15 protein-coding genes and 1 pseudogene are annotated in these 20,450 nt (G+C 71.5%); 11 read left to right on the forward strand and 5 right to left on the reverse strand.

From position 1 onward, the window contains the following. Positions 1 to 60 precede the first annotated feature (60 nt). The 5 genes from ACFSL2_RS23360 (at position 61) to ACFSL2_RS23380 (ending at position 7,316) form a co-directional block, all read left to right on the forward strand. Complete coding sequence (locus ACFSL2_RS23360; protein ID WP_377200134.1) at positions 61 to 2,490, forward strand: glycoside hydrolase family 95 protein; 2,430 nt, start codon at positions 61 to 63, stop codon at positions 2,488 to 2,490. 73 nt (positions 2,491 to 2,563) lie between these two features. Continuing rightward, a complete protein-coding gene (locus ACFSL2_RS23365) occupies positions 2,564 to 4,459 on the forward strand; it encodes a right-handed parallel beta-helix repeat-containing protein (RefSeq protein ID WP_377200135.1) in 1,896 nt (631 codons plus the stop codon). A 35-nt stretch (positions 4,460 to 4,494) separates the two neighbouring features. Continuing rightward, positions 4,495 to 4,752: a hypothetical protein gene (locus ACFSL2_RS23370; protein ID WP_377200136.1), complete on the forward strand. Its 258-nt coding sequence runs from the start codon at positions 4,495 to 4,497 to the stop codon at positions 4,750 to 4,752. Positions 4,753 to 4,858: 106 nt separating this feature from the next. After that, positions 4,859 to 5,650: a transposase family protein gene (locus ACFSL2_RS23375; RefSeq protein ID WP_377197979.1), complete on the forward strand. Its 792-nt coding sequence runs from the start codon at positions 4,859 to 4,861 to the stop codon at positions 5,648 to 5,650. A 19-nt stretch (positions 5,651 to 5,669) separates the two neighbouring features. Next, positions 5,670 to 7,316 carry a right-handed parallel beta-helix repeat-containing protein gene (locus tag ACFSL2_RS23380; RefSeq protein ID WP_377200137.1) on the forward strand — a complete coding sequence of 549 codons (1,647 nt, stop codon included), beginning with the start codon at positions 5,670 to 5,672 and terminating at the stop codon, positions 7,314 to 7,316. A 66-nt stretch (positions 7,317 to 7,382) separates the two neighbouring features. Here ACFSL2_RS23380 and ACFSL2_RS23385 read toward each other — a convergent pair whose 3' ends face one another. After that, positions 7,383 to 8,354 (reverse strand): GlxA family transcriptional regulator, encoded by a 972-nt coding sequence (locus ACFSL2_RS23385; RefSeq protein ID WP_377200138.1) that lies wholly within the window; start codon positions 8,352 to 8,354, stop codon positions 7,383 to 7,385. 83 nt (positions 8,355 to 8,437) lie between these two features. Between ACFSL2_RS23385 and ACFSL2_RS23390 the strand changes: the two genes are divergently transcribed. Beyond that, positions 8,438 to 9,790 (forward strand): MFS transporter, encoded by a 1,353-nt coding sequence (locus ACFSL2_RS23390; protein ID WP_377200139.1) that lies wholly within the window; start codon positions 8,438 to 8,440, stop codon positions 9,788 to 9,790. Between the two features lie 165 nt (positions 9,791 to 9,955). Next, positions 9,956 to 11,137 carry a trans-sulfuration enzyme family protein gene (locus tag ACFSL2_RS23395; RefSeq protein ID WP_377200140.1) on the forward strand — a complete coding sequence of 394 codons (1,182 nt, stop codon included), beginning with the start codon at positions 9,956 to 9,958 and terminating at the stop codon, positions 11,135 to 11,137. A gap of 117 nt (positions 11,138 to 11,254) precedes the next feature. Here the strand turns inward: ACFSL2_RS23395 and ACFSL2_RS23400 are convergent, their stop codons facing one another. Together ACFSL2_RS23400 and ACFSL2_RS23405 are read right to left on the reverse strand one after the other, a co-directional pair. After that, on the reverse strand, positions 11,255 to 12,427 hold the full coding sequence (locus ACFSL2_RS23400; RefSeq protein WP_377200141.1) for an acyl-CoA dehydrogenase family protein: 1,173 nt from the start codon (positions 12,425 to 12,427) through the stop codon (positions 11,255 to 11,257). Positions 12,428 to 12,569: 142 nt separating this feature from the next. After that, a complete protein-coding gene (locus tag ACFSL2_RS23405; RefSeq protein WP_377200142.1) occupies positions 12,570 to 13,730 on the reverse strand; it encodes a PucR family transcriptional regulator in 1,161 nt (386 codons plus the stop codon). A gap of 179 nt (positions 13,731 to 13,909) precedes the next feature. On the opposite strand from ACFSL2_RS23405, the gene ACFSL2_RS23410 reads away from it, so the two are divergent. The 4 genes and pseudogenes from ACFSL2_RS23410 (at position 13,910) to ACFSL2_RS23430 (ending at position 19,155) form a co-directional block, all read left to right on the forward strand. After that, complete coding sequence (locus ACFSL2_RS23410) at positions 13,910 to 15,613, forward strand: aldehyde dehydrogenase family protein (RefSeq protein WP_377200143.1); 1,704 nt, start codon at positions 13,910 to 13,912, stop codon at positions 15,611 to 15,613. Between the two features lie 103 nt (positions 15,614 to 15,716). Next, positions 15,717 to 16,832: pseudogene (locus tag ACFSL2_RS23415) on the forward strand (AMP-binding protein); the annotation flags it as partial. A gap of 519 nt (positions 16,833 to 17,351) precedes the next feature. Beyond that, a complete protein-coding gene (locus tag ACFSL2_RS23425; RefSeq protein ID WP_377200883.1) occupies positions 17,352 to 18,533 on the forward strand; it encodes a D-alanine--D-alanine ligase family protein in 1,182 nt (393 codons plus the stop codon). Between the two features lie 88 nt (positions 18,534 to 18,621). Then, complete coding sequence (locus ACFSL2_RS23430) at positions 18,622 to 19,155, forward strand: hypothetical protein (RefSeq protein ID WP_377200144.1); 534 nt, start codon at positions 18,622 to 18,624, stop codon at positions 19,153 to 19,155. Between the two features lie 44 nt (positions 19,156 to 19,199). On the opposite strand, the gene ACFSL2_RS23435 is transcribed toward ACFSL2_RS23430, so the two are convergent. Together ACFSL2_RS23435 and ACFSL2_RS23440 are read right to left on the reverse strand one after the other, a co-directional pair. Continuing rightward, the gene (locus tag ACFSL2_RS23435) at positions 19,200 to 19,952 is read right to left on the reverse strand and encodes a TetR/AcrR family transcriptional regulator (RefSeq protein ID WP_377200145.1); all 753 of its coding nucleotides are present in this window, start codon (positions 19,950 to 19,952) and stop codon (positions 19,200 to 19,202) included. Then, positions 19,949 to 20,425 (reverse strand): DUF3515 family protein, encoded by a 477-nt coding sequence (locus tag ACFSL2_RS23440; protein ID WP_377200146.1) that lies wholly within the window; start codon positions 20,423 to 20,425, stop codon positions 19,949 to 19,951. Before ACFSL2_RS23440 ends, ACFSL2_RS23435 begins: the two co-directional genes overlap by 4 nt. Positions 20,426 to 20,450 lie beyond the last annotated feature (25 nt).

Raw genomic sequence — 20,450 nt, forward strand, 5'->3', positions numbered from 1 at the left:
TATACTACATTTACCTCACGCAGTTCGACTCACTGGCGAGCCCGAACGAGGAAGGTTGCGATGAAACCGATCACGCGAAGAGATCTCCTGCGCACCACAGGTCTGACCGCGGGCGCTATCGCCCTCACCAGTCAGGCCCCGGTCAGCGCGGCGGCGAGCCCCAGTGGCGCCGCCGACGCACCGGAGACCAACCCCATGCAGCTCTGGTACACCGCCCCGGCGACCGAATGGCTGGAGGCGCTTGCCGTCGGCAACGGACGGATCGGCGCCATGGTGTTCGGCGGGGTAGCCGCCGAGAAGCTCATGCTGAACGAGGACACCGTGTGGGCCGGCGGGCCGCACGACTACGCCGACCCCCGGGGCGCCGAGGCGCTCCCGGAGATCCGCCGACTGATCAACGAGGAGAAGTGGGGCGAGGCCCAGCGGCTGGCCGACGAGCGGTTCATGGGCCGGCCGACGGAGCAGATGCAGTACCAGCCGGTCGGGGACCTGCACCTCGACTTCGCCGACGTGGCGGGCGACGTCACGGAGTACCGCAGGTCGCTCGACCTCAGCACGGCCATCACCACGACGACGTTCCTGGTCGACGGCGTGCGCCACACGCGGGAGGTGTTCAGCAGCCACGCCCACCAGCTGATGGTCGCCCGGTTCACCTCCGACGCACCCGGCGGCATCTCCTTCGACGCGAGCTACGGGTCGCTCCAGGAGACGTCGACCCACGCGTACGACACCCGCACGCTGGCCCTCGAGGGCCGCAGCGGCGAGGCCGAGGGGCTCGAGGGCAAGGTCCGCTTCGTCAGCCTGGCACGGGCCCTGGCCGAGGGCGGCTCCGTGGCCTGCGACGCCACGCGGCTGCGCGTGCGCGGGGCGGACGCCGTCACGCTGGTGGTCTCCATCGGCACGAGCCACCGGAACTATCTCGACGTCAGCGACGACCACTTCGCCAAGGCTGTGGCGCCGCTGGAGGAGGCGCCGGCCCAGGGGTACGGGCTCCTGCGCCGGGCGCACGTGCGGGACTACCAGGAGATGTTCGGCCGGGTCGACATCGACCTCGGCACCTCCCCGTCGGTCGACCTGCCGACCGACCAGCGCGTCGCGGCCTTCCGGGACGGGCACGACCCCCAGCTCGCGGCGCTGTACTACCAGTTCGGCCGCTACCTGCTGATCTCCAGCTCCCGTTCCCCGGGCCAGCCGGCCAACCTGCAGGGCCTGTGGAACGACAAGATGCTGCCGCCGTGGCAGTCCAAGTACACCCTGAACATCAACTGCGAGATGAACTACTGGCCGGCCGGGCCGGCCAACCTCGCCGAGTGCTGGCAGCCGCTGTTCGCGATGATCGAGGAGCTGGCCGAGTCCGGCGCCCGGACCGCGAAGAAGATGTGGGGCGCCAAGGGCTGGGTCGCGCACCACAACACGGACCTCTGGCGCGGGTCGGCCCCGGTGGACTTCGCGTTCTACGGCGTCTGGCCCATGGGCGGCGCGTGGCTCTCGCTGCTCTTCTGGGAGCACTACGAGTACACCGGGGAGCTCGAGGTGCTGCGCGAGTACTTCCCCGTCCTGCGCGGAGCGGTCGAGTTCTTCCTCGACACGATGGTCCGGGACGACGCGACGGGCTACCTCGTGACGAACCCCTCGCACTCCCCGGAGATCAAGCACCACGAGGTCGACGGCGAGAGCGTGAGCATCTGCGCCGGTCCCACCATGGACATGCAGATCCTGCGGGACCTCTTCACGGCGTTCGACAAGGCCTCCGCGGTGCTCGGCCAGGACCGTGCCATGGCCGCGGACGCGATCGCCGCACGCGACCAGCTACCGCCGAACCAGATCGGCCACCTCGGCCAGCTCCAGGAGTGGCTGATCGACTGGGAGGAGGCGGCCACGGAGACCAGCCGCCACGTGTCGCACCTGTGGGGCGTGTTCCCCAGCGACCAGATCACCCCGCGACGCACCCCCGACCTCGCCGCGGCGGCGGACCGCTCGCTGGAGCTGCGGGGGCCGTGGGTCACGGCCGGCTGGTCACTGGCGTGGAAGATGAACATCCGCGCCCGGCTGCTCCAGGCGGACGGGGTGTACACCCACCTCACCCAGCTGCTCTCGCCCGGCCGGACCGCGCCGAACCTGTTCGACCTGCACCCACCGTTCCAGATCGACGGGAACTTCGGGGGCACGTCGGCGATCAACGAGACCATCGTGCAGAGCCACTCCGGCGAGGTCTGGCTGCTGCCCTGCGTGCCCGACGCCTTCCCGGCGGGCCGGGTCCGCGGGCTGCGCGCCCGCGGCGCCTTCGAGCTCTCCATCACCTGGGCCGACCGGCGCCTCAGCACGGCCCGGCTCCGGTCGCTGGCCGGCAACACCGTCCGGCTGCGGACCGACGGGCCGGTGCGTGTGTCCGGCCCTGGTGGTCCGGTCGACGTCGACCGGCCCGAGGACGGCCTCGCCGTCTTCGACACCCAGCGCGGGGCCACGTACGTGGTCGAGCCGCTGACCTGACCGGTCGCCGGGCCCCGGGACCCACCCGGCGGCTCCGGCCACCCGCACGACCCACACCCACGAAAGGACACCGATGTCCAGACAATGGATCCGGAACAGCACCGTCGCCGTCGCAGCACTGAGCCTGGTGGCGACGACCATGGCCGGCGGAGGGATCGCCTTCGACCGGCTCACCAGCGTCGTGACCTCCGGCGCGTGCCCGGAGCTCTACGTCGCGCCCACCGGGAACGACCAGGGCAAGGGATCGCAGGACGACCCGTGGAAGACGGTCGCCAAGGCCCGTGACCACATCCGGGAGATGGGTCTCAACAGTGAGAACCGGATGAAGTGCGACGTCACGGTCAACCTCGCGGCGGGCGAGTATCCCGTGACCGAGACCATCGAGTTCACGGAGCAGGACTCGGGCGGGGGCGGGCACCAGGTCGTGTACCGCAGCGCGGACGGCCCGGGCAAGGCCAACCTGGTCGGTGCGGAGGAGATCACCGGCTGGGAGCCGCACGAGGACGGCATCTACAAGGCGAAGGTGGACCCCGGTCAGGCGTTCCACACGCTGTTCGAGGACGGCGAGCGGTCCGAGATGGCGCGGTACCCGAACCGGACGTCGGAGGACACGCACGCCCCGTACCTGTTCTCCGTGCTCGGTGAGCCGGAGAAGGAGGCCGTGCGCTCCTGGCTCTACTGGGAGGACGGCGACTGGGACCCGGCCTGGGACGACACCCCGGACCACAACCCGCTCAAGGACGCCCAGGTCACCGTGTGGTCGGGCGGCTCGTGGAGCTGGTTCACCGACACGGTGCCGATCATCGGCCAGGACTACCGCAAGAACTTCGCCACCCTCCAGCACTGGACGCGCTACGCGATGGTGAACAGCCGCAGCGGGTCGCGCTACTACATCCAGAACGCGATGGCGTTCCTGGACCAGCCGGGCGAGTACTACCTCGACAAGGACGCCGGTGAGCTCTACTACAAGCCGCGCGGCGACATGGACGACGTCACGATCATGCGGCCGACCGTCGCGAAGGTGATCGACATCAAGGGTGCGTCGCCCGAGGACCGCGCGCACGACATCACGTTCGACGGCATCGGCCTGCAGTACTCCGACTTCGTCGACTGGTACCGCTCGGGCTGGATCAGCGCGGGCGACTCGGGCGAGGTGCACAAGTACCCCGAGTACGACCGGCAGATCGAGATGCCCCGCAACCGGTTCGGCGCCATCACGCTCGAGAACACCAGCAACATCACGCTCACCGGGATGCATCTGCGCGACACCGGCTACCACGCCGTCTATGCGCTGTTCGCCAACGACCACCTGACCGTCGAGAACTCGCTCATGGAGAACCTCGGTGCCGACGGGATCAAGGTCGAGGGCGGCTGGCCGGGGGAGGGGGACCTGTCCCACGACCACACGTTCCGGAACCTCTACATCTACCGCGTGGGTGAGCTGGTACCCGGCGACTCCGCCGGCATCGAGCTCATGGGCACCGGCGGCAACACCGTCGAGCACGTGCACGTGAAGCACTCGTCGCGCTACGGCATCAGCCTCGAGTCGCGGCCCGAGGTCGTGGACGGCGACCAGTACACGGACGACAACACGTTCCGGTACATCCGGATCGACGAGGCCGGGCTCGACTCCGGGGACATGGGCGCGTTCTACACCTACGGCGTCGCCAACCAGGAGCCGCACCCGATCAAGAACACCGTGGACCAGATGGTCATCGGTGACGTGATCCCCGACCCGGCCGGCGCCATGCCGGACAGCGGCACCCGCGGCGTCCACATGGATGCCGGTGGCTGTGGCTTCTCGTTCAGCAACATCGAGGTCGGCGAGACCACGGACCAGTCGTACCAGTCCTACCGCTGCAACGACGTGACCAACGGCAACTGGGAGGACGGTTTCGACGCCGGCCAGATGGAGTACGACCTGATCGGCGTCACGGACACCTTCCCCTACCCGACCCCGAAGGGCTGACGACGATGTCCAGGCAGTGGATTCGGAACAGTACCGTGGCGGTCGCCGCGTTCAGTCTTGTCGCCACGATGACCGGCGGAGGCGTCGCACTCGACCGCCTGACCACCGCCGTGACCTCCGGCGCGTGCCCGCAGCTCTACGTCTCCCCGTCGGGGAACGACCAGGCCAAGGGAACGGCCGACGATCCGTGGAAGTCGGTGGCCAAGGCCCGTGACCACATCCGGGAGATGGGTCTCAACAGTGAGAGCGTTATTCAGCGGCTTGGGAGTGCCCATGACTGTGTGACGCCCTGACCTGCATCGTTGCTTGTCAGGGTCAAGATCGGGCAGATAGCGCAACGGTCCTTGCGTCCGGTTTGATCGTGGTTGTCGAGACCCCATCAAGCCGAGCGAAGGACCGATGCCGTACCACTCTACTTGCGGGCTGAGCCCTGCCCAGACCTCCGAGCTGATCGGCCGCGTTCACCAGGTCCACGCCGCCCGTCCCGACGAGCAGCGGTACGACTTCGAGATGCCGGTCGACCAGGCGGTGGTGATGGTCCTGGTGATGGTGCGCCACAACCTCGCCCAGCAGGTCACCGCAGACCTGCACGGCGTCTCCCAGTCCACGGTCTCGCGGATCTACCGCTACCTGCTACCGATCCTGGGCATGGTCACGATGATGGACCGCGCCCGCCTGACCGACGCTCTCGCCTCCGGCGTCGTCCTAATCGACGGGACCCCGGTCCCGACCGGCAACCGCACCGCGACCGGGAAGGAGAACTTCAACGGCAAGCACCGCAAGCAGGCACTCAACGTGCAGGTCGCGGCCCGGCCCGACGGCACCCTGACCGACGTCTCAGACCCCGTGCCCGGCCGCCGCCACGACTCGGTGGCCCTGGACCTGGTGGGGTGGGGCTACCAGATCCGTGCCGCCACCGACCACAACCCGCAGCTGGCCGTCTTCGGCGACAGCGCCTACAGCCGGCACACCGACTGGACCCCGTTGAAGAAGCCGAAGGATGTCGAGCGCACACCCGAAGACATCGCGTTCAACCGCGCCGTAGCCAGCTTCCGCGCCCCGGTCGAACGAGCCATCGGACTGCTCAAGCAGTGGAAGACCCTCGCCACCGGCTACCGCGGACGCCTGAGCGAACTCCCAACCGTCATCCACGTGATCGTCAACCTGGAGTTCTACCGACTGGCCAGCTGAATAACGCTCTGAGAACCGGATGAAGTGCGACGTCACGGTCAACCTCGCGGCGGGTGACTATCCCGTGACCGAGACCATCGAGTTCACGGAGCAGGACTCGGGCGGGGGCGGGCACCAGGTCGTCTACCGCAGCGCGGACGGCCCGGGCAAGGCCAACCTCGTCGGTGCGGAGGAGATCACCGGCTGGGAGCCGCACGAGGACGGCATCTACAAGGCGAAGGTGGACGGCGACACACCGTTCTACACGCTCTTCGTCGACGAGGAGCGGGCGACGACGGCCCGCCACCCGAACCGGACGTCGGAGGACACCCACGCGCCCTACCTGTTCTCGCGGCTCATCGAGCCGGAGAAGGAAGGGGTCCGGGACCAGATCGGGTACAACCCCGGCGAGTGGGACGAGTCCGCCGACCTCGGCTCCTACACGAGCTGGCCGGCGCAGGTGACCATCTGGTCGGGCGGCTCGTGGAGCTGGTTCACCGACACGGTGCCGATCAAGAACGCCGACACCGCCGACAGCGACAACAAGATCATCCTGGACCACTGGACGCGGTACGCGATGATCAACAGCCGCAGCGGGTCGCGCTACTTCCTGCAGAACTCCCTCGACTTCCTGGACCAGGCCGGGGAGTACTACCTCGATCACGAGGCCGGCGAGGTGTACTACAAGCCGCACGGCGACATGGACGACGTGCAGGTCATGCGACCGACCGTCGCCAGGACCATCGATATCAAGGGTGCGTCGCCCGAGGACCGGGCGCACGACATCACGTTCGACGGTATCGGCGTGCAGTACACCGACTACGTCGGCTGGTACCGCACGGGGTGGATCAGCTCGGGCGACTCGGGTGAGGTGCACAAGTACCCGGAGTACGACCGGCAGATCGAGATGCCCCGCAACCGGTTCGGCGCCATCACCCTGGAGAACACGAGCGACATCACGCTCACCGGGATGCATCTGCGCGACACGGGGTACCACGCCGTCTATGCGCTGTTCGCCAACGACCAGCTGACCGTCGAGAACTCGCTCATGGAGAACCTCGGTGCCGACGGGATCAAGGTCGAGGGCGGCTGGCCGGGGGAGGGGGACCTGTCCCACGACCACACGTTCCGGAACCTCTACATCCACCATGTGGGTGAGCTGGTGCCGGGCGACTCGGCCGGGATCGAGCTCATGGACACCGGTGGCAACACCGTCGAGCACGTGCACGTGCGGCACTCGTCGCGCTACGGCATCAGCCTCGAGTCGCGGCCCGAGGTGGTGGACGGCGACCAGTACACGGACGACAACACGTTCCGGTACATCAGGCTCGAGGAGGCGGGCCTGGACTCCGGGGACATGGGTGCGTTCTACACGTACGGCGTGGCCAACCAGGAGCCCCACCCGGTGCGCAACACCGTTGAGCAGATGGTCATCGGTGACGTGATCCCGGACCCGGCCGGCGCGATGCCGGACAGCGGCACCCGGGGGATCCACATGGACGCGGGCGGCTGTGGTTTCTCGTTCAGCGACATCGAGGTGGGCGAGACCACGGACCAGTCGTACCAGTCGTACCGGTGCAACGAGGTCACGAACGGCGACTGGGAGGACGGCTTCGACCCGACCCGGATGCAGTACGACCTGATCGGTGTCACCGACACGTTCCCCTACCCGGTCCCGGAGGACTGACCGCAACGGACCGACCGACCGCCGAGGTGGGGCCCCGCATCGTGGAGCCCCACCTCGGTGGTTCGTTCACGCCGCGCGGTGGAACGTCCTGCGGTAGGCCGTCGGCGTCACGCCGAGCGTCGACTGGACGTGGGCCCGCAGCGACTGCGCGGTGCCGAAGCCGCACCGGCGGGCGATCTGCTCCATCGGCAGGTCGGTGGACTCCAGCAGGGTCCTGGCGTGCTCGATGCGCTGCCGGGTGAGCCACTGCCCGGGGCTCTCCCCGGTCTCGTCGCGGAACCGCCTGGTGAACGTCCGTACCGACACCGCCGCGTGCCGGGCCATCGCGGCGAGCGTGAGCGGCTCGGCGAGCCGTTCCAGCGCCCACGCGCGGGTCGCCACCGTACCGGCACCGTCCGGGTCGGGCAGGAACCGCTCGATGTACTGGGCCTGCCCGCCCTCGCGGTGCGGCGGTACCACGGTGCGGCGGGCGACGTCCTGCGCGACGGCGGCCCCGTGGTCGCGGCGCACGAGGTGCAGGCACAGGTCGATCCCCGAGGCGACGCCGGCCGAGGTGAGTACGTCGCCGTCGTCGGTGAACAGCACCTCCGGGTCCAGCCGGACCTGCGGGAACAGCTTCCGGAACCGGTCCGTCGTCGCCCAGTGCGTGGTGGCCGGCCGGTCGTCGAGCAGGCCGGCGGCGGCCAGCGCGAACGCCCCGGTGCAGATCGACACGATCCGCGTACCGGGCCGGATCCGGCGGAACGCCTCCGCGAGCTCCGGCGTGAGCAGCCCTTTCTCGTACACGGGCCCGTACTCGTGGGACGCCGGGACCACGACCGTGTCCGCGTTCTCCACCGCCTCAGGACCATGGGCCACGTGGACCGCGACGTCGGAGTCCGACTGCACGAGCCCCGGGCCGCCCGGCGTGCAGGTCACCACCTCGTACAGGGGCGCGAGCGCCGCGTCGCGCGCCGTGCCGAAGATGCGGTGCGGGATGCCCAGCTCGAACGGGATGAATCCGGGTCGGATCAGGACTGCGACGCGATGGAGGCCCATGGCCACATCCTATGGCCCGATCCTAGCGATGGCTGTCCCCCGGGCCACTGGTTCGGGCCGGCGCGCTCGCCCATGCTGACGGCATGACGCAGACCGCCGCCGTCCCGGCGCCCCAGGGCCCACCCGAGCGCCCGGCCCCCGCCGCCCCGCCTGGCCCGCCGCGCCGTCCCGCACCACGCGTCCACCCGGCCTGGTGGGTGGCGCTGGTCAGCTTCGTCACCATCATGTGTGCCGCCGCGTTCACCGCGGTGCCGGGACTCTTCGTGGAACCCTTGAACGCGGAGCTCGGCTGGTCACGCGCCACGATCGGCCTCGCGGTGGGCCTGCAGTCGGTGCTCTACGGGCTGACGGCGCCGTTCGCCGCCGCCCTGATGGACCGGTTCGGCATGCGGCCGGTGGTCACGCTGGCGCTGGTCGTCATCACGGGCGGCGCACTGTCGACGGTCTGGATGTCCGAGCCGTGGCAGTTCCTGCTCGGCTGGGGCCTCCTGGTCGGCATCGGCAGCGGCAGCATGGCGCTCGCCTTCACCGCGACGGTCACCGGGCGCTGGTTCGTCGCCCGGCGTGGCCTGGTCTCCGGCGTGCTGACGGCGGCCACGGCGTCGGGCCAGCTCGTGTTCCTGCCGCTGCTGGCGTGGATCGTCGAGAACCAGGGGTGGCGTCCGGCGTCGGCCACGGTGGCGATCGCCGCGCTCGCGGCGGTCCCGCTCGTCGTCCTCCTGCTGCGCGACCACCCGGCCGATATGGGGCTGGCGCCGTACGGCGGCGAGTACGCCCCGAAGCCGGCGCCCGTGCGCGGCGTGGCGAAGCGTACGGTCACCGCGCTGTTCGACGCCGCCCGCACCGGCCCCTTCTGGCTGCTGGCCGGCGCGTTCGCCATCTGCGGCGCGACGACGAACGGGCTGGTCCGGACGCACTTCGTACCGGGCGCCCACGACCACGGCATGCCGATCACGGTCGCCGCCGGCCTGCTCGCGGTGATCGGTGTCGTCGACGTGATCGGCACCATCGGATCCGGCTGGCTCACCGACCGCTTCTCGCCCCGGGTGCTGCTGGGGGTCTACTACACGCTCCGGGGTGTCGCCCTGCTGTTCCTGCCGTCGCTCATGGCTCCGCAGGTCGAGCTGCCGATGGTGTTCTTCATCGTGTTCTACGGGCTGGACTGGGTGGCGACCGTGCCGCCCACGCTCGCCCTGTGCCGCGAGTTCTACGGCGACGACGCACCCATCGTGTTCGGCTGGGTGCTCGCCGCGCACCAGATCGGGGCCGGGGTCGTGGCGTTCGCGGGCGGCCTGGTGCGTGACGTGACCGGCTCGTACGACGCCGTCTGGTACGGCGCCGGAGCCCTGTGCGCGGGGGCAGCGCTCATGTCGCTGGTGATCCGGCGGCAGCGAGCGGCGCTGTCGGACGTGCAGTCCGCTCGCGCGGACCTCTGACGGCCACCGCGCCAGGTGCGACCCCAACGGACCGCACGTGACACGCCGATGATGCGATGCCGTGTGTTGGGGTCGCTGTGCCGGGTGACCGCGGAGTCCGGTACGTGCCGTCCGGTGGCGGACGGGCCGGTCGCCACGGGCGCGGTCCGCCGTATTCTCGCCGTCATGAGCACTACCCCTGAGCACTCCGAGCTCTCGCCCGCCACGATCGTCGTCTCCGCCGGGCGCCCCGAACGCGTCCAGGGCGGGCACATCAACCCGTCCCTCCCGCTCAACTCGACGTACGTGTCGCGTGGCGTGGTCACGCCCGGCGAGCTGTCGTACGCGCGCGGCGACAACGATGCCTGGCACCCGTTCGAGCAGGCGCTGGTCGCCCTGGAGAGCGGCGACGGGACGGACGGCGACGCCGGTGCGGGCGAGGGCATCGTCTTCAGCTCCGGCATGGCGGCGATCGCCGCCGTCTTCGCCCTGGTGCCCGACGGCGGCACCATCGTGCTGCCGCGCCACGCCTACCAGGCGGGCATGGTGCTCGCCGACCAGGTCAGGGATCGGCACGGCGTGACGCTGCGCCACGTCGACATCACCGACACGGCTGCCGTGGTGGCGGCTCTCGACGGCGCGGACCTGCTGCTGGTGGAGTCGCCCACCAACCCGATGCTCGAGGTCGCGGACCTGCCCGCCGTGCTCGGCGCGGCGCGCGCGAGCGGGGTGCGCTCGGTCGTCGACAACACGTTCGCGACGCCGCTGGGCCAGCGGCCGCTCGTGCACGGCGCCGATATCGTGCTGCACTCCGTCACCAAGTACCTGGCGGGTCACTCCGACGTCGTGCTCGGCGCCCTCGTGACCCGCGACGCCGGGCTCGCCGCCACCCTGCGCGAGCACCGCACGCTGCACGGTGCCATCCCCGGGCCGTTCGAGGTGTGGCTCGCCCTGCGCGGCCTGCGCACGCTGGCGTTGCGCTTCGAGCGCGCGCAGTCGAACGCCGCCGAGCTCGCCCGACGGCTCGCGGACCACCCGGAGGTCGCCGAGGTGCGGCATCCGTCGCTGCCGGACGACCCCGGTCACCAGCGGGCCAGGGCGCAGATGAACGGGTTCGGCGCGATCATCGGCGTCCGGCCCAGGGAGCGGGCCGGGCTGGGTGCGGTGGAGCGGGCCGACGCCGTCGTGGACGCCGTGCGGCTGTGGCTCCCCGCCACGTCCCTGGGCGGCGTGGAGTCCATGCTGGAGCGCCGCCGTCGCTGGGGCACCGAGGCCGTGACGGTGCCGGAGGACCTGCTGCGCCTGTCGGTCGGCATCGAGCACATCGAGGACCTCTGGCGGGACCTGGACCAGGCGCTCCGGACCTGACCCCGGTTCGGGTGGCCGGCCGGTAGATCGCCCGGGTGGTCGGTAGAACGTCAGGTGATCGGCACCCCGGGCTGCCGATCATCTGACGTTCTACCGACCGTCCGGCGTGCCCCCCGGCTAGTCCAGCGGGCCCAGCAGGGACTGGGCGACCGTCGCGTGGGCGGAGTCGTCACTCGACGGGTGGAAGATCCCCGCGAGCACGTCCCGGTAGAGGCGACCCAGCTCGGACGTGTTGAAGTAGGTCGACCCGCCGGACACCCGGACCGCCTGGTCCACGACGTCCCGGGCAGCCTCGGTGACCCGCACCTTCAGGCCCGCGGTGGCCCGGAACCAGCCGGCGCCCCGGTCGAGCGTGCCGTCCGACGCCGAGGCCTCGAGCTCGCGGGTGATCCCGTCGATCTGGAGCCACACGCTGTCCTGCGTGAGCGCCATGTCGGCGACGCGGCGGCGCACGTCGGGGTCCTGGGAGTACGGCTTGCCGGTCTTCATCGACGTGCGCCGCCCCACGGCCTCGACGGCGAGCTCCAGCGCCCGGTCCGCGATCCCCGCGTACACGGCGGCGAGCAGCACCTCGAACGACGTGAAGATGCCCAGGACGTACGGGTCGAGCGACGGGCCGGGGGGCAACAGGCGCAGCACCCGGTCGGCGGGCGCGTGGGCGCCGTCGAGCATCGTGGTGCGCGACTGGGAGGCGCGCATGCCGATCGTGTCCCAGTCGTCGAGGATCTCGAAACCGCCGCCGGCACGCGTGACGAACCCGTGCACGAGCCGCGGCTCGGCCCCATGGCGCTCGCCGTTCGACGAGTCGAGGCCGAGCACGCCCAGCCGGGTCCAGGCGGGGGAGTTGGACGTGAAGATCTTGGTGCCGTGGAACGTGTACCCGCCGGAACCGTCGGGCCGTGCCTCGGTGCGTGAGCCCAGCAGGACCAGGTCGTTGCCCGGCTCGGAGTAGCCGAACCCGAACACCTCGCCCGACGCCGCCTCGGCGAGCAGCCAGTCCAGCGAGGAGTCGCCGCGTTCGTGCAGGTAGCGGCCCACGCCCACCCACACATGGTGCATGTTCACGGCCAGGGCCGTCGCCGGCGCGTGGGCGGACAGCCGGGCCTGCTCGCGCGCCGTCTCGCGCAGCGAGAGACCGCCGCCGCCCAGGCCGGCGGGCACCATCGCACCGAGGTAGCCCGCGGCGTGGAGATCGGCCAGGTCCTCGGCGAAGAAGGCGTTGTCGCGGTCGTAGTCGGCGGCCCGGTCACGGAAGGTGGCGAGCAGCTCGTCGGACAGGAGGGAGGTCACCCGACGAGGCTAGCCCCAGGCCTGGACGTTGTGCTGCACCGCCGGGCTGATTCGGGTTCAACAGGCTCCGAGCGACCACAAAGACCGGGATAACGGCTCTCTCCAGCCTGCTGAACCAGGGTCAGGAGCCCCGGCGACCGGGTTAGGCCGGGTCGCGTTGGAGGCGGAGCGCCCGCACCGCCGCGTACAGCTCGGCGGCGGCGCGCGGGTCGTTGATGTCCCGGCCCGTCAGGTCGGCGACGCGCGCCAGCCGGTTGAGCACCGTGTTCCGGTGGCAGTGCAGCGCCGCGGCCGCCTTGGTACCCGACCCGCCGTGCTCGAACCAGGCCTCGATGGTGGCGAGCAGCAGCTCCTCGTCCCGGGGGTCGCGGTCCCGCAGGCCGCTGAGCACGGCGGTGGCGAGCTCGGCGGCCCGCTCGCCGTCGGCCACCAGCAGGGCGTCCAGCGGACGGTCGCCGTAGCGGGCGAGCCCGAACTGCCCCGGCGGCAGGGAGCGCACCGCCGTGCGGGCCTGAGCCAGGGCGGCCGGTGCGTGGGCCAGGTTGGTGAAGGGCCGGCTCGCACCGGTCCGGGCGTTCACGGCGAGGCGGGCCACGGCGTCGTGGGCCTCCTCGGAGGTCGGGGCGGCCACCAGTGTGAGCCGGGCGCCCTCGTGCGTGAGCCGGCGCGTGGTCACCCGGGTGGGTTCCACGCCGATGCCCTCCGAGGCGGGTGCTGCACCGGGCGCCGGGACCGATGGCGTTCCGGCCGCCGTGACGGCCACCATCAGCATCATGTCGGCGGGCAGGCCGAGCGCGCGCCGTGCGGTCTCCAGATCGTGCACCGCCCCGGTGAGGACTCCGCGCAGGAGCTCGGTACGGGCCATGTTCTCGCCCAGGCCGGCGGCGGTCTCCAGGTGCGCCCGCACGGCGACGTTCGAGGAGCGGTCGATGGCGAACCAGACCCGGGACGAGGCCCGGAGCAGGGCAGCGGTGTCGCTCTGGGACCGCAGCCGCCGCGCGAGCTCCTCCCAGATGCGCAGCCCGGCCAGGCGGTAGGCGTGCTGGAGCAGGTCCAGCGGCATCCCCTCGGCGGCGGTGACCCGGCCGGTCTCCCGGGCGGGCGCGAGAGACGACGTCTCACCAGCCAGCGCGGCAAGGATCTCCGCCACGTTCGCCCGCACGAGCGGCTGGACGACGGCGGCGGGCAACCGGGTCTCCTGGGAGGTCGGCTCCGCGTGCAGGATGCCGTCCGCCACCTGCGCGCTCAGGCGTTCGAGGGCATCGCGGAGGTCATGGCGCCCGTCTCCAACGATGTCCGACATGCCAGGCAGCCTAACGGCGGAGGCGCCGCGTTGTGCACTGAAGGCCAAAATGTAAACCGGTACTGGGTCTCGCGTCTGGCGGGTACGGAGCCCTAGGCTATGGGGCCCAGGCTATTGGAGCCCGGGTCAGTGATGGCCCCGGGGACGGTCGGATGCCGAGCGGTCGAAGGAGACAGCTGATGAGCGTGACGGACACGCGAGCCACGACGGAGCGCGAGCTCGACCGGGCGATCGACGAGCTCAAGGTCGGTGCGGAGCGCTGGGCCCAGCTGCCCGTCGCGGACCGGGGAGCACTGTTCCGGCGGGTGCACACGTCGATCGCCGAGGTGGCCGAGGAATGGGCCACGACCGCCGCAGCGGCCAAGCACGTCGCGCCGTCCGCCCCGTACGCCGGCGAGGAATGGATGACCGGCCCGTACGGCGCGCTGGAGAGCGCCGCCACCTACGCCCGGTCGTACGAGGCGCTCGCGGCCGGCGGCTCGCCCCTCGACGGGCTCGCCGTCGGTACCGCGCCCGGCGGACGCGTGGCGGTACGCGTGCTGCCCCGCACCGCGAAGGAGTGGGTGCTGTTCAACGGGTTCACGGCCGAGGTCTGGATGCCGCCGGGCGTGACCGAGCGGCAGGTGCGCGACGGCGCCGGCCTGCGGGCGGGTCAGGTCGGCGAGTACGGGGGTGTCGGCCTGGTGCTGGGTGCCGGCAACATCTCGTCCATCGCGCCGCTGGACGCCTTCTACGAGCTCGCCGCGCACAATCGCGCCTCGCTCGTGAAGCTCAACCCCACGTTCGGTGCGCTGCTCGGGGTGTACCGCAGGGCGCTGGCGCCGCTGATCGAGGCGGGCGTCGTCCGCGTGGTCAACGGCGACGGCGCCGTCGGTGCCTACCTCACGCAGCACGCCGGCATCGACAAGGTGCACATCACCGGGTCCGCCGGCACGCACGACGCCATCGTGTGGGGCACCGGCGAGGACGCCGAGCGGCGCAGGACGGCGAACGAGCCCCGGCTGCGGGTGCCCATCACGAGCGAGCTGGGCGGCGTCGCGCCCATCATCGTGGTGCCGGGCCGGTGGAGCCCCGCCGACCTGCGCTTCCAGGCCGAGCACCTCGTCTCCATGCGCCTGCACAACGCCGGCCACAACTGCGTGGCGGGCCAGGTCGTCGTGCTGTCGGCGGACTGGGACCAGAAGGACGCGTTCCTCGCCGAGCTGCGCCGCGCCCTGGCGACGATGCCGGGCCGGACGCCGTGGTACCCGGGCACGGACGCGAAGGTCGCGCGCGCCGAGCGGGCACACCCGGACGCCGAGCACGTCAGCGGACGCCTCCTGATGGAGGTGGCACCGGGCGACCCGGCGTGCGCCGACGAGTACTTCGCGCCGGTGCTGGCCTGGACAGGGCTGCCGGGCGAGGGCGCGGACTTCCTGCGGAACGCCGTCGGCTTCGCCAACGACTCCCTGGCCGGGACGTTGGGCGCCAACGTGGTCGTGCGGCCCCAGGACCGTGCGGCGCTGGGTGCGGCGTTCGACGCCGCGATCGCCGACCTGCGCTACGGCAACATCGCGATCAACGCCTGGACGGGTGTCGGCTTCCTCCTGCCCGGAGCCACCTGGGGCGCGTTCCCCGGGCACACGCTGGCCGACGTCGGCTCCGGGATCGACGTCGTGCACAACGGGCACCTGCTGGCCGAGCCCGAGCGCAGCGTCGTGACGGGGCCGTTCCGCCCGTTCCCCCGCAGCGTGCTGCACGGCGAGCTCTCCCTCTTCCCGAAGCCGCCGTGGTTCAGCGGCTCCCGGAGCGGGACGGAGACGGGCCGGCGGCTGACCGGCTACGCGGCGGCGCCGTCGTGGAGCCGGCTGATCCCGGTCCTGCTCGCCGCGTTCCGCGCGTGACGGAGCGGTCTACCTGCACAATGCTCTTGCGCCGGTCCAATGGGGGACCGACGCCCGTGCCGGGCCGACGGTGGTCCGGCGACCGAAGTGAAGGAGACCGATGATGGTTGTCCGGAGCCCGCTGCCCGACGTGGAGATCCCGCCGGTCAGCGTCTACGAGTACCTGTTCGCCGATATCGCCGCCGACGAGCTGGACCGCGTGGCGGTGGTCGACGGCGTCAGCGGGGCGGGGACGACGTTCCGCTCCCTCCTCGCGCAGATCGACGCGGTTGCGGGCGCCATGGCGGCGCGGGGGTTCGGCGTGGGCGACGTGGTCGCCCTGCACGCCCCCAACGTCCCCGCCTACGTCACCGTGTTCCACGGTCTGCTGCGGGCCGGGGTCACCGTCACCACCGTCAACGCCCTGGCCACCGGTCCCGACATCACCAAGCAGCTCGCCGACTCGGGCGCCCGGCTGATGATCACCGTGTCACCGCTGCTCGCGGCCGGCCAGGCCGGGGCACGGGGCGCCGGCCTCACCGACGAGCAGCTCGTCGTGCTCGACGGCGGCGTCGAGGGCTACGCGACCCTGGCCGACCTGCTGGCCGACCCGCACCCGGCTCCCGACGTCTCGTTCGACCCCGCGACCCACCTCGCGGTGCTGCCCTACTCGTCCGGCACGACCGGCCGCCCCAAGGGCGTCATGCTGACGCACACCAACCTCGTGGCGAACGTGGCGCAGTCCCTCGCGATCGGCGTGAGGTCGGACGACGTCGTGCCGTGCGTGCTGCCGTTCTTCCACATCTACGGCATGACCGTGCTGCTCAACCTGGCGCTGCGCACCCGGGCGCGGCTCGTGACGCTGCCCCGGTTCGACCTGGCGCAGTACCTCGGGGTGATCCAGGACCACCGGGCGACGTTCCTGTTCGTGGCGCCGCCCATCGCGCTGGCCCTGGCGAAGCACCCGCTCGTGGACGCCCACGACATCTCGAGCGTGCGGGCCGTGCTGTCGGGCGCCGCGCCGCTGGACGAGAAGCTCGCCCAGGCCGTGCTCGACCGGCTCGGCGACCGCGTCCGGGTGCTGCAGGGATACGGCATGACCGAGATGTCGCCGGTCTCGCACTGCATCCCGTTCGACCGCGCGGACATCTCGCCCGGGACCGTCGGCCTGCTCGTCGCCGGCATGGAGGCCAAGATCGTCGACCCGGCGACGGGCACGGAGATCGAGCAGCCCGCCGAGGGCGTCTCGGCCCCCGGCGAGCTCCTGTGCCGCGGGCCGAACGTGATGGTCGGCTACCTCGGCAACCCCGAGGCGACGGCGGACACGCTGGAGCCCGACGGGTTCATGCACGGGCGACATCGTCACCGTCGACGCCGACGGCGTGTTCCGGGTGGTGGACCGGCTCAAGGAGCTCATCAAGTACAAGGGCTACCAGGTGCCGCCCGCCGAGCTGGAGGCGCTCCTGCTGTCCCACCCCAAGATCGCGGACGCCGCAGTGATCGGCCTGCCCGACGGCGAGGCCGGCGAGATCCCGAAGGCGTTCGTCGTGACCGCGCAGGGGGAGTCACTGACCGAGGGCGACGTCATCGCGTACGTCGCCGAGCAGGTCGCGCCGTACAAGAAGGTCCGCGCCGTGGAGTTCATCGAGGTGGTGCCCAAGTCGGCGTCCGGCAAGATCCTGCGCAAGGACCTCAAGGCGGCGCCATAGGGCCGTTTGCGCACGGGTCTCGTACGGCAGGTCCGGTAGGGTCGGGCGCGATGTCGCACCACACACCTGAACCAGCCTCCGCCGGGGACTCCACGAGCCCCGTGCCGACGCCGGACGCTGCCCGCAAGACTCGCGTCGTGATCCTCTTCGGTGGACGCTCCGGCGAGCACGGGATCTCCGTCGCCACCGCCGGCGGCGTGATGGGCGCCATCGACCGCTCGAAGTACGAGGTGGTGCCCGTCGGCATCACCCCGAACGGGCAGTGGGTCATCGCCGCCGACGAGCCCGAGCGCTGGGCCATCACCGACGGCAGGGCGCCGGAGGTCCCGGCGTCCTCCGCCGAGGTGGTGCTGCCGCTGACCGTCGGCGACGCCGCGCTGCGGGTGCTCGAGCCGGGCCAGGTCCCGTCGGCCCTCGCCGACGTCGACGTGGTGTTCCCGCTCCTGCACGGCCCGTACGGCGAGGACGGGACCGTCCAGGGCCTGCTCGAGCTCGCCGACGCGCGCTACGTCGGCTCCGGCGTCCTCGCGTCCGCCGTCGGCATGGACAAGCACTTCATGAAGATGGTGTTCGCCGGCCAGGGCCTGCCCATCGGCCCGTACGCCGTGATCAAGCCCGGCGACTGGGCGAACCGGCGCGACGTCGTGCTGCAGACCATCGAGCCCCTGGGGCTGCCGCTGTTCGTCAAGCCGGCCCGCGCCGGGTCGTCGCTCGGCGTGTCCCGGGTCGACTCGCTGGACGACCTGGAGGCCGCCGTCGAGGAAGCCCGCTCGCACGACCCCAAGGTGATCGTCGAGGCGGGCATCGTCGGCCGGGAGATCGAGTGCGCCGTGCTCGGCGGCCGCGGCGGGGAGCGCCCGCGCGCCTCCCTGCCCGGCGAGATCCTGGTCACCGACGAGACCAAGAACGGCTTCTACGACTACGAGGCCAAGTACTTCGACGAGGCGGCGGTCGAGCTCTCCTGCCCGGCCGACCTGCCCGACCACGTCATCAAGGAGATCCAGGAGATCGCCGTGCGGACGTTCGAGGCGGTCGACGCCGAGGGTCTGGCCCGGGTCGACGTGTTCGTGACGTCCGAGGACCAGGTGGTGGTCAACGAGATCAACACCATGCCGGGCTTCACCCCGTTCTCGATGTATCCGCGCATGTGGGACGCCTCCGGACTGACCTACCCGGAGCTGATCGACGAGCTCATCCAGCTCGCTCTGGAGCGGCCCACCGGCCTGCGCTGATCGCCTGTACCCTGCCTCTCGGCACCGGTCGTCGGCACCGGTCGGCACCCCGGCCGACCCGGCCGGAAATGGCGTCTGAGGAGGCAGGATGTGGGGCGGACCCCGCTACAGGTACGCCACGCGTGACGTGCGGGTCGCGAACGGGACCCTCACCATCGGGCTCACCACCTTCGCCCTGAGCAACGTCATGCGGGTCGAGGTGGTGGGCGTCGCGAAACCCCAGCCCGTCGGCGCCTGGGCGAACCAGGTGGCCTTCCCCTTCTGCATCGTCGCAGTGGTCGTGCTGCTGCTCCGCATGGTGGGGGCCGACGCCGTCCCGTGGGAGGCCGCGGTCGCCATGGCCTGCGCCGGGCTCGCCTGGCCGGCGGCGCGCGCCTGGCAGCGCACCCAGTTCTGGAAGCCGCTGTGGAAGTACCCGGTGTTCGCCCTGCAGATGGTCACTGCCACGCAGCACGTGCACCGCATCTGCGCGCACGACGCCCGGCACCTCGCGGCGCTCGCGGCGCTGCTGGCCGCGGCGATGAAGGACCCGACCATCTCCTACCACGGGACCGTCCAGCTGATCACGAACGCCGACACGCTGCACACCCTGGAGGCCAGCCGGGACTCGATGGTGCGTTGACCGTCCGCCGGGCCCGGGTCTGGTCGGCTCAGCGCCGGTTCGGGTCAGCGCACGGTCGGGCGCGGCTCCAGGCCCATCTGGACCAGCAGCGCGGAGACGAGGTCCTCGTGGAGCGCCACATGGTCGCCGAACGCGAACTCCTGGTGCCCGTAGACCGCCATGCACTGCAGGCCGTAGACCTGCCGCCAGCTGGTCACCATGAGGTGCGCGACGCCGAGCGGCAGATCGGATCCACCCACCGCGTCCCGGTACCGGCGGACCTGTTCGGCCAGCTCGGGACCGATCTCGTCGTCGGCCGGGCGCGGGACGCCCGACGCCGCCAGCTCGCGGAAGAGGGGCACGTAGTGCCCGCCGACCATCTCGGCCATGCGGCGCTGGAGGGCGTGGCTGTCGGCGAGCTCCGCGCGGATCCCGGAGCCGATGACGAGGTCGAACTCCGCCGGGTTGCGCACCGCCCAGTCGAGCGAGGCCCGGGTCGACGCCACGAGCGCCGCGGCGATGTCGCCCGGATCCTGCCGTGCGACGGCGGCGGCGAGCTCCTCCAGCACCTCCTCGACGATGAGCACGCAGAGCTGCGCGATGACGTCCTGCCGGTTCTCGAAGTGCCGGTAGAGCGCGGGCGGGGTGACGCCGACCTCCTTCGCGACGGCGGCCATCGTGAGCTTGCTCAGGCCGTGCTGCCCGGCGAGCTGGTGGCGCGCGGCGTCGAGCACCTCCCGCCGCAGCTCGTCGCGCAGACGTTCGCGCCGGGACTGCACGGGCGGGGCGGGGGCTGGCGCTGGGCTGGCCGGGCTCACTGACACTCCTTCGTGGCAGGTACCTGTGTCACGGCGCCGGCGAGGTCGGCGATGAACGACGTCGAGTGGTCCTCGGTGACGGCCGGCGGCACGATCACCTCGACCGCGGGCTCGCGGCCGTAGGTGACGAACGACCAGGTACCCGCGTCGTCGGTGGTGACGATCCAGTCGACGGCGGTCCCGTCCCCCGAGTCGACGTGCTGGCAGTCGGCCGAGGGCCCGTCCTGTATCACGCCGCACCGCATGGTGACCGCGGCGCCCGGCTCGCCCCACGCCGCCGTCGCCTGCGCGTCGGTCGGCACCTTCGGCAGGTCGCCGCCGAGCTCGTCCGGCACGGCCAGCATCACCTCGGCGCACAGCGGGTCGGCGGCCTCCGGGGCCACCTCCACCCCGATCGTCCGCGCACAGCCGGCCAGTGCCACGACGGTGAGGGCGGCGGCGGTCAGAGCGGTGAGGAAACGGGCGGGAAGCACGGAGATACGTTACCTGTCCCGGGGT

The organism is Promicromonospora aerolata (genome assembly GCF_042682255.1).
GTDB classification, from domain to species: Bacteria; Actinomycetota; Actinomycetes; order Actinomycetales; family Cellulomonadaceae; genus Promicromonospora; species Promicromonospora aerolata.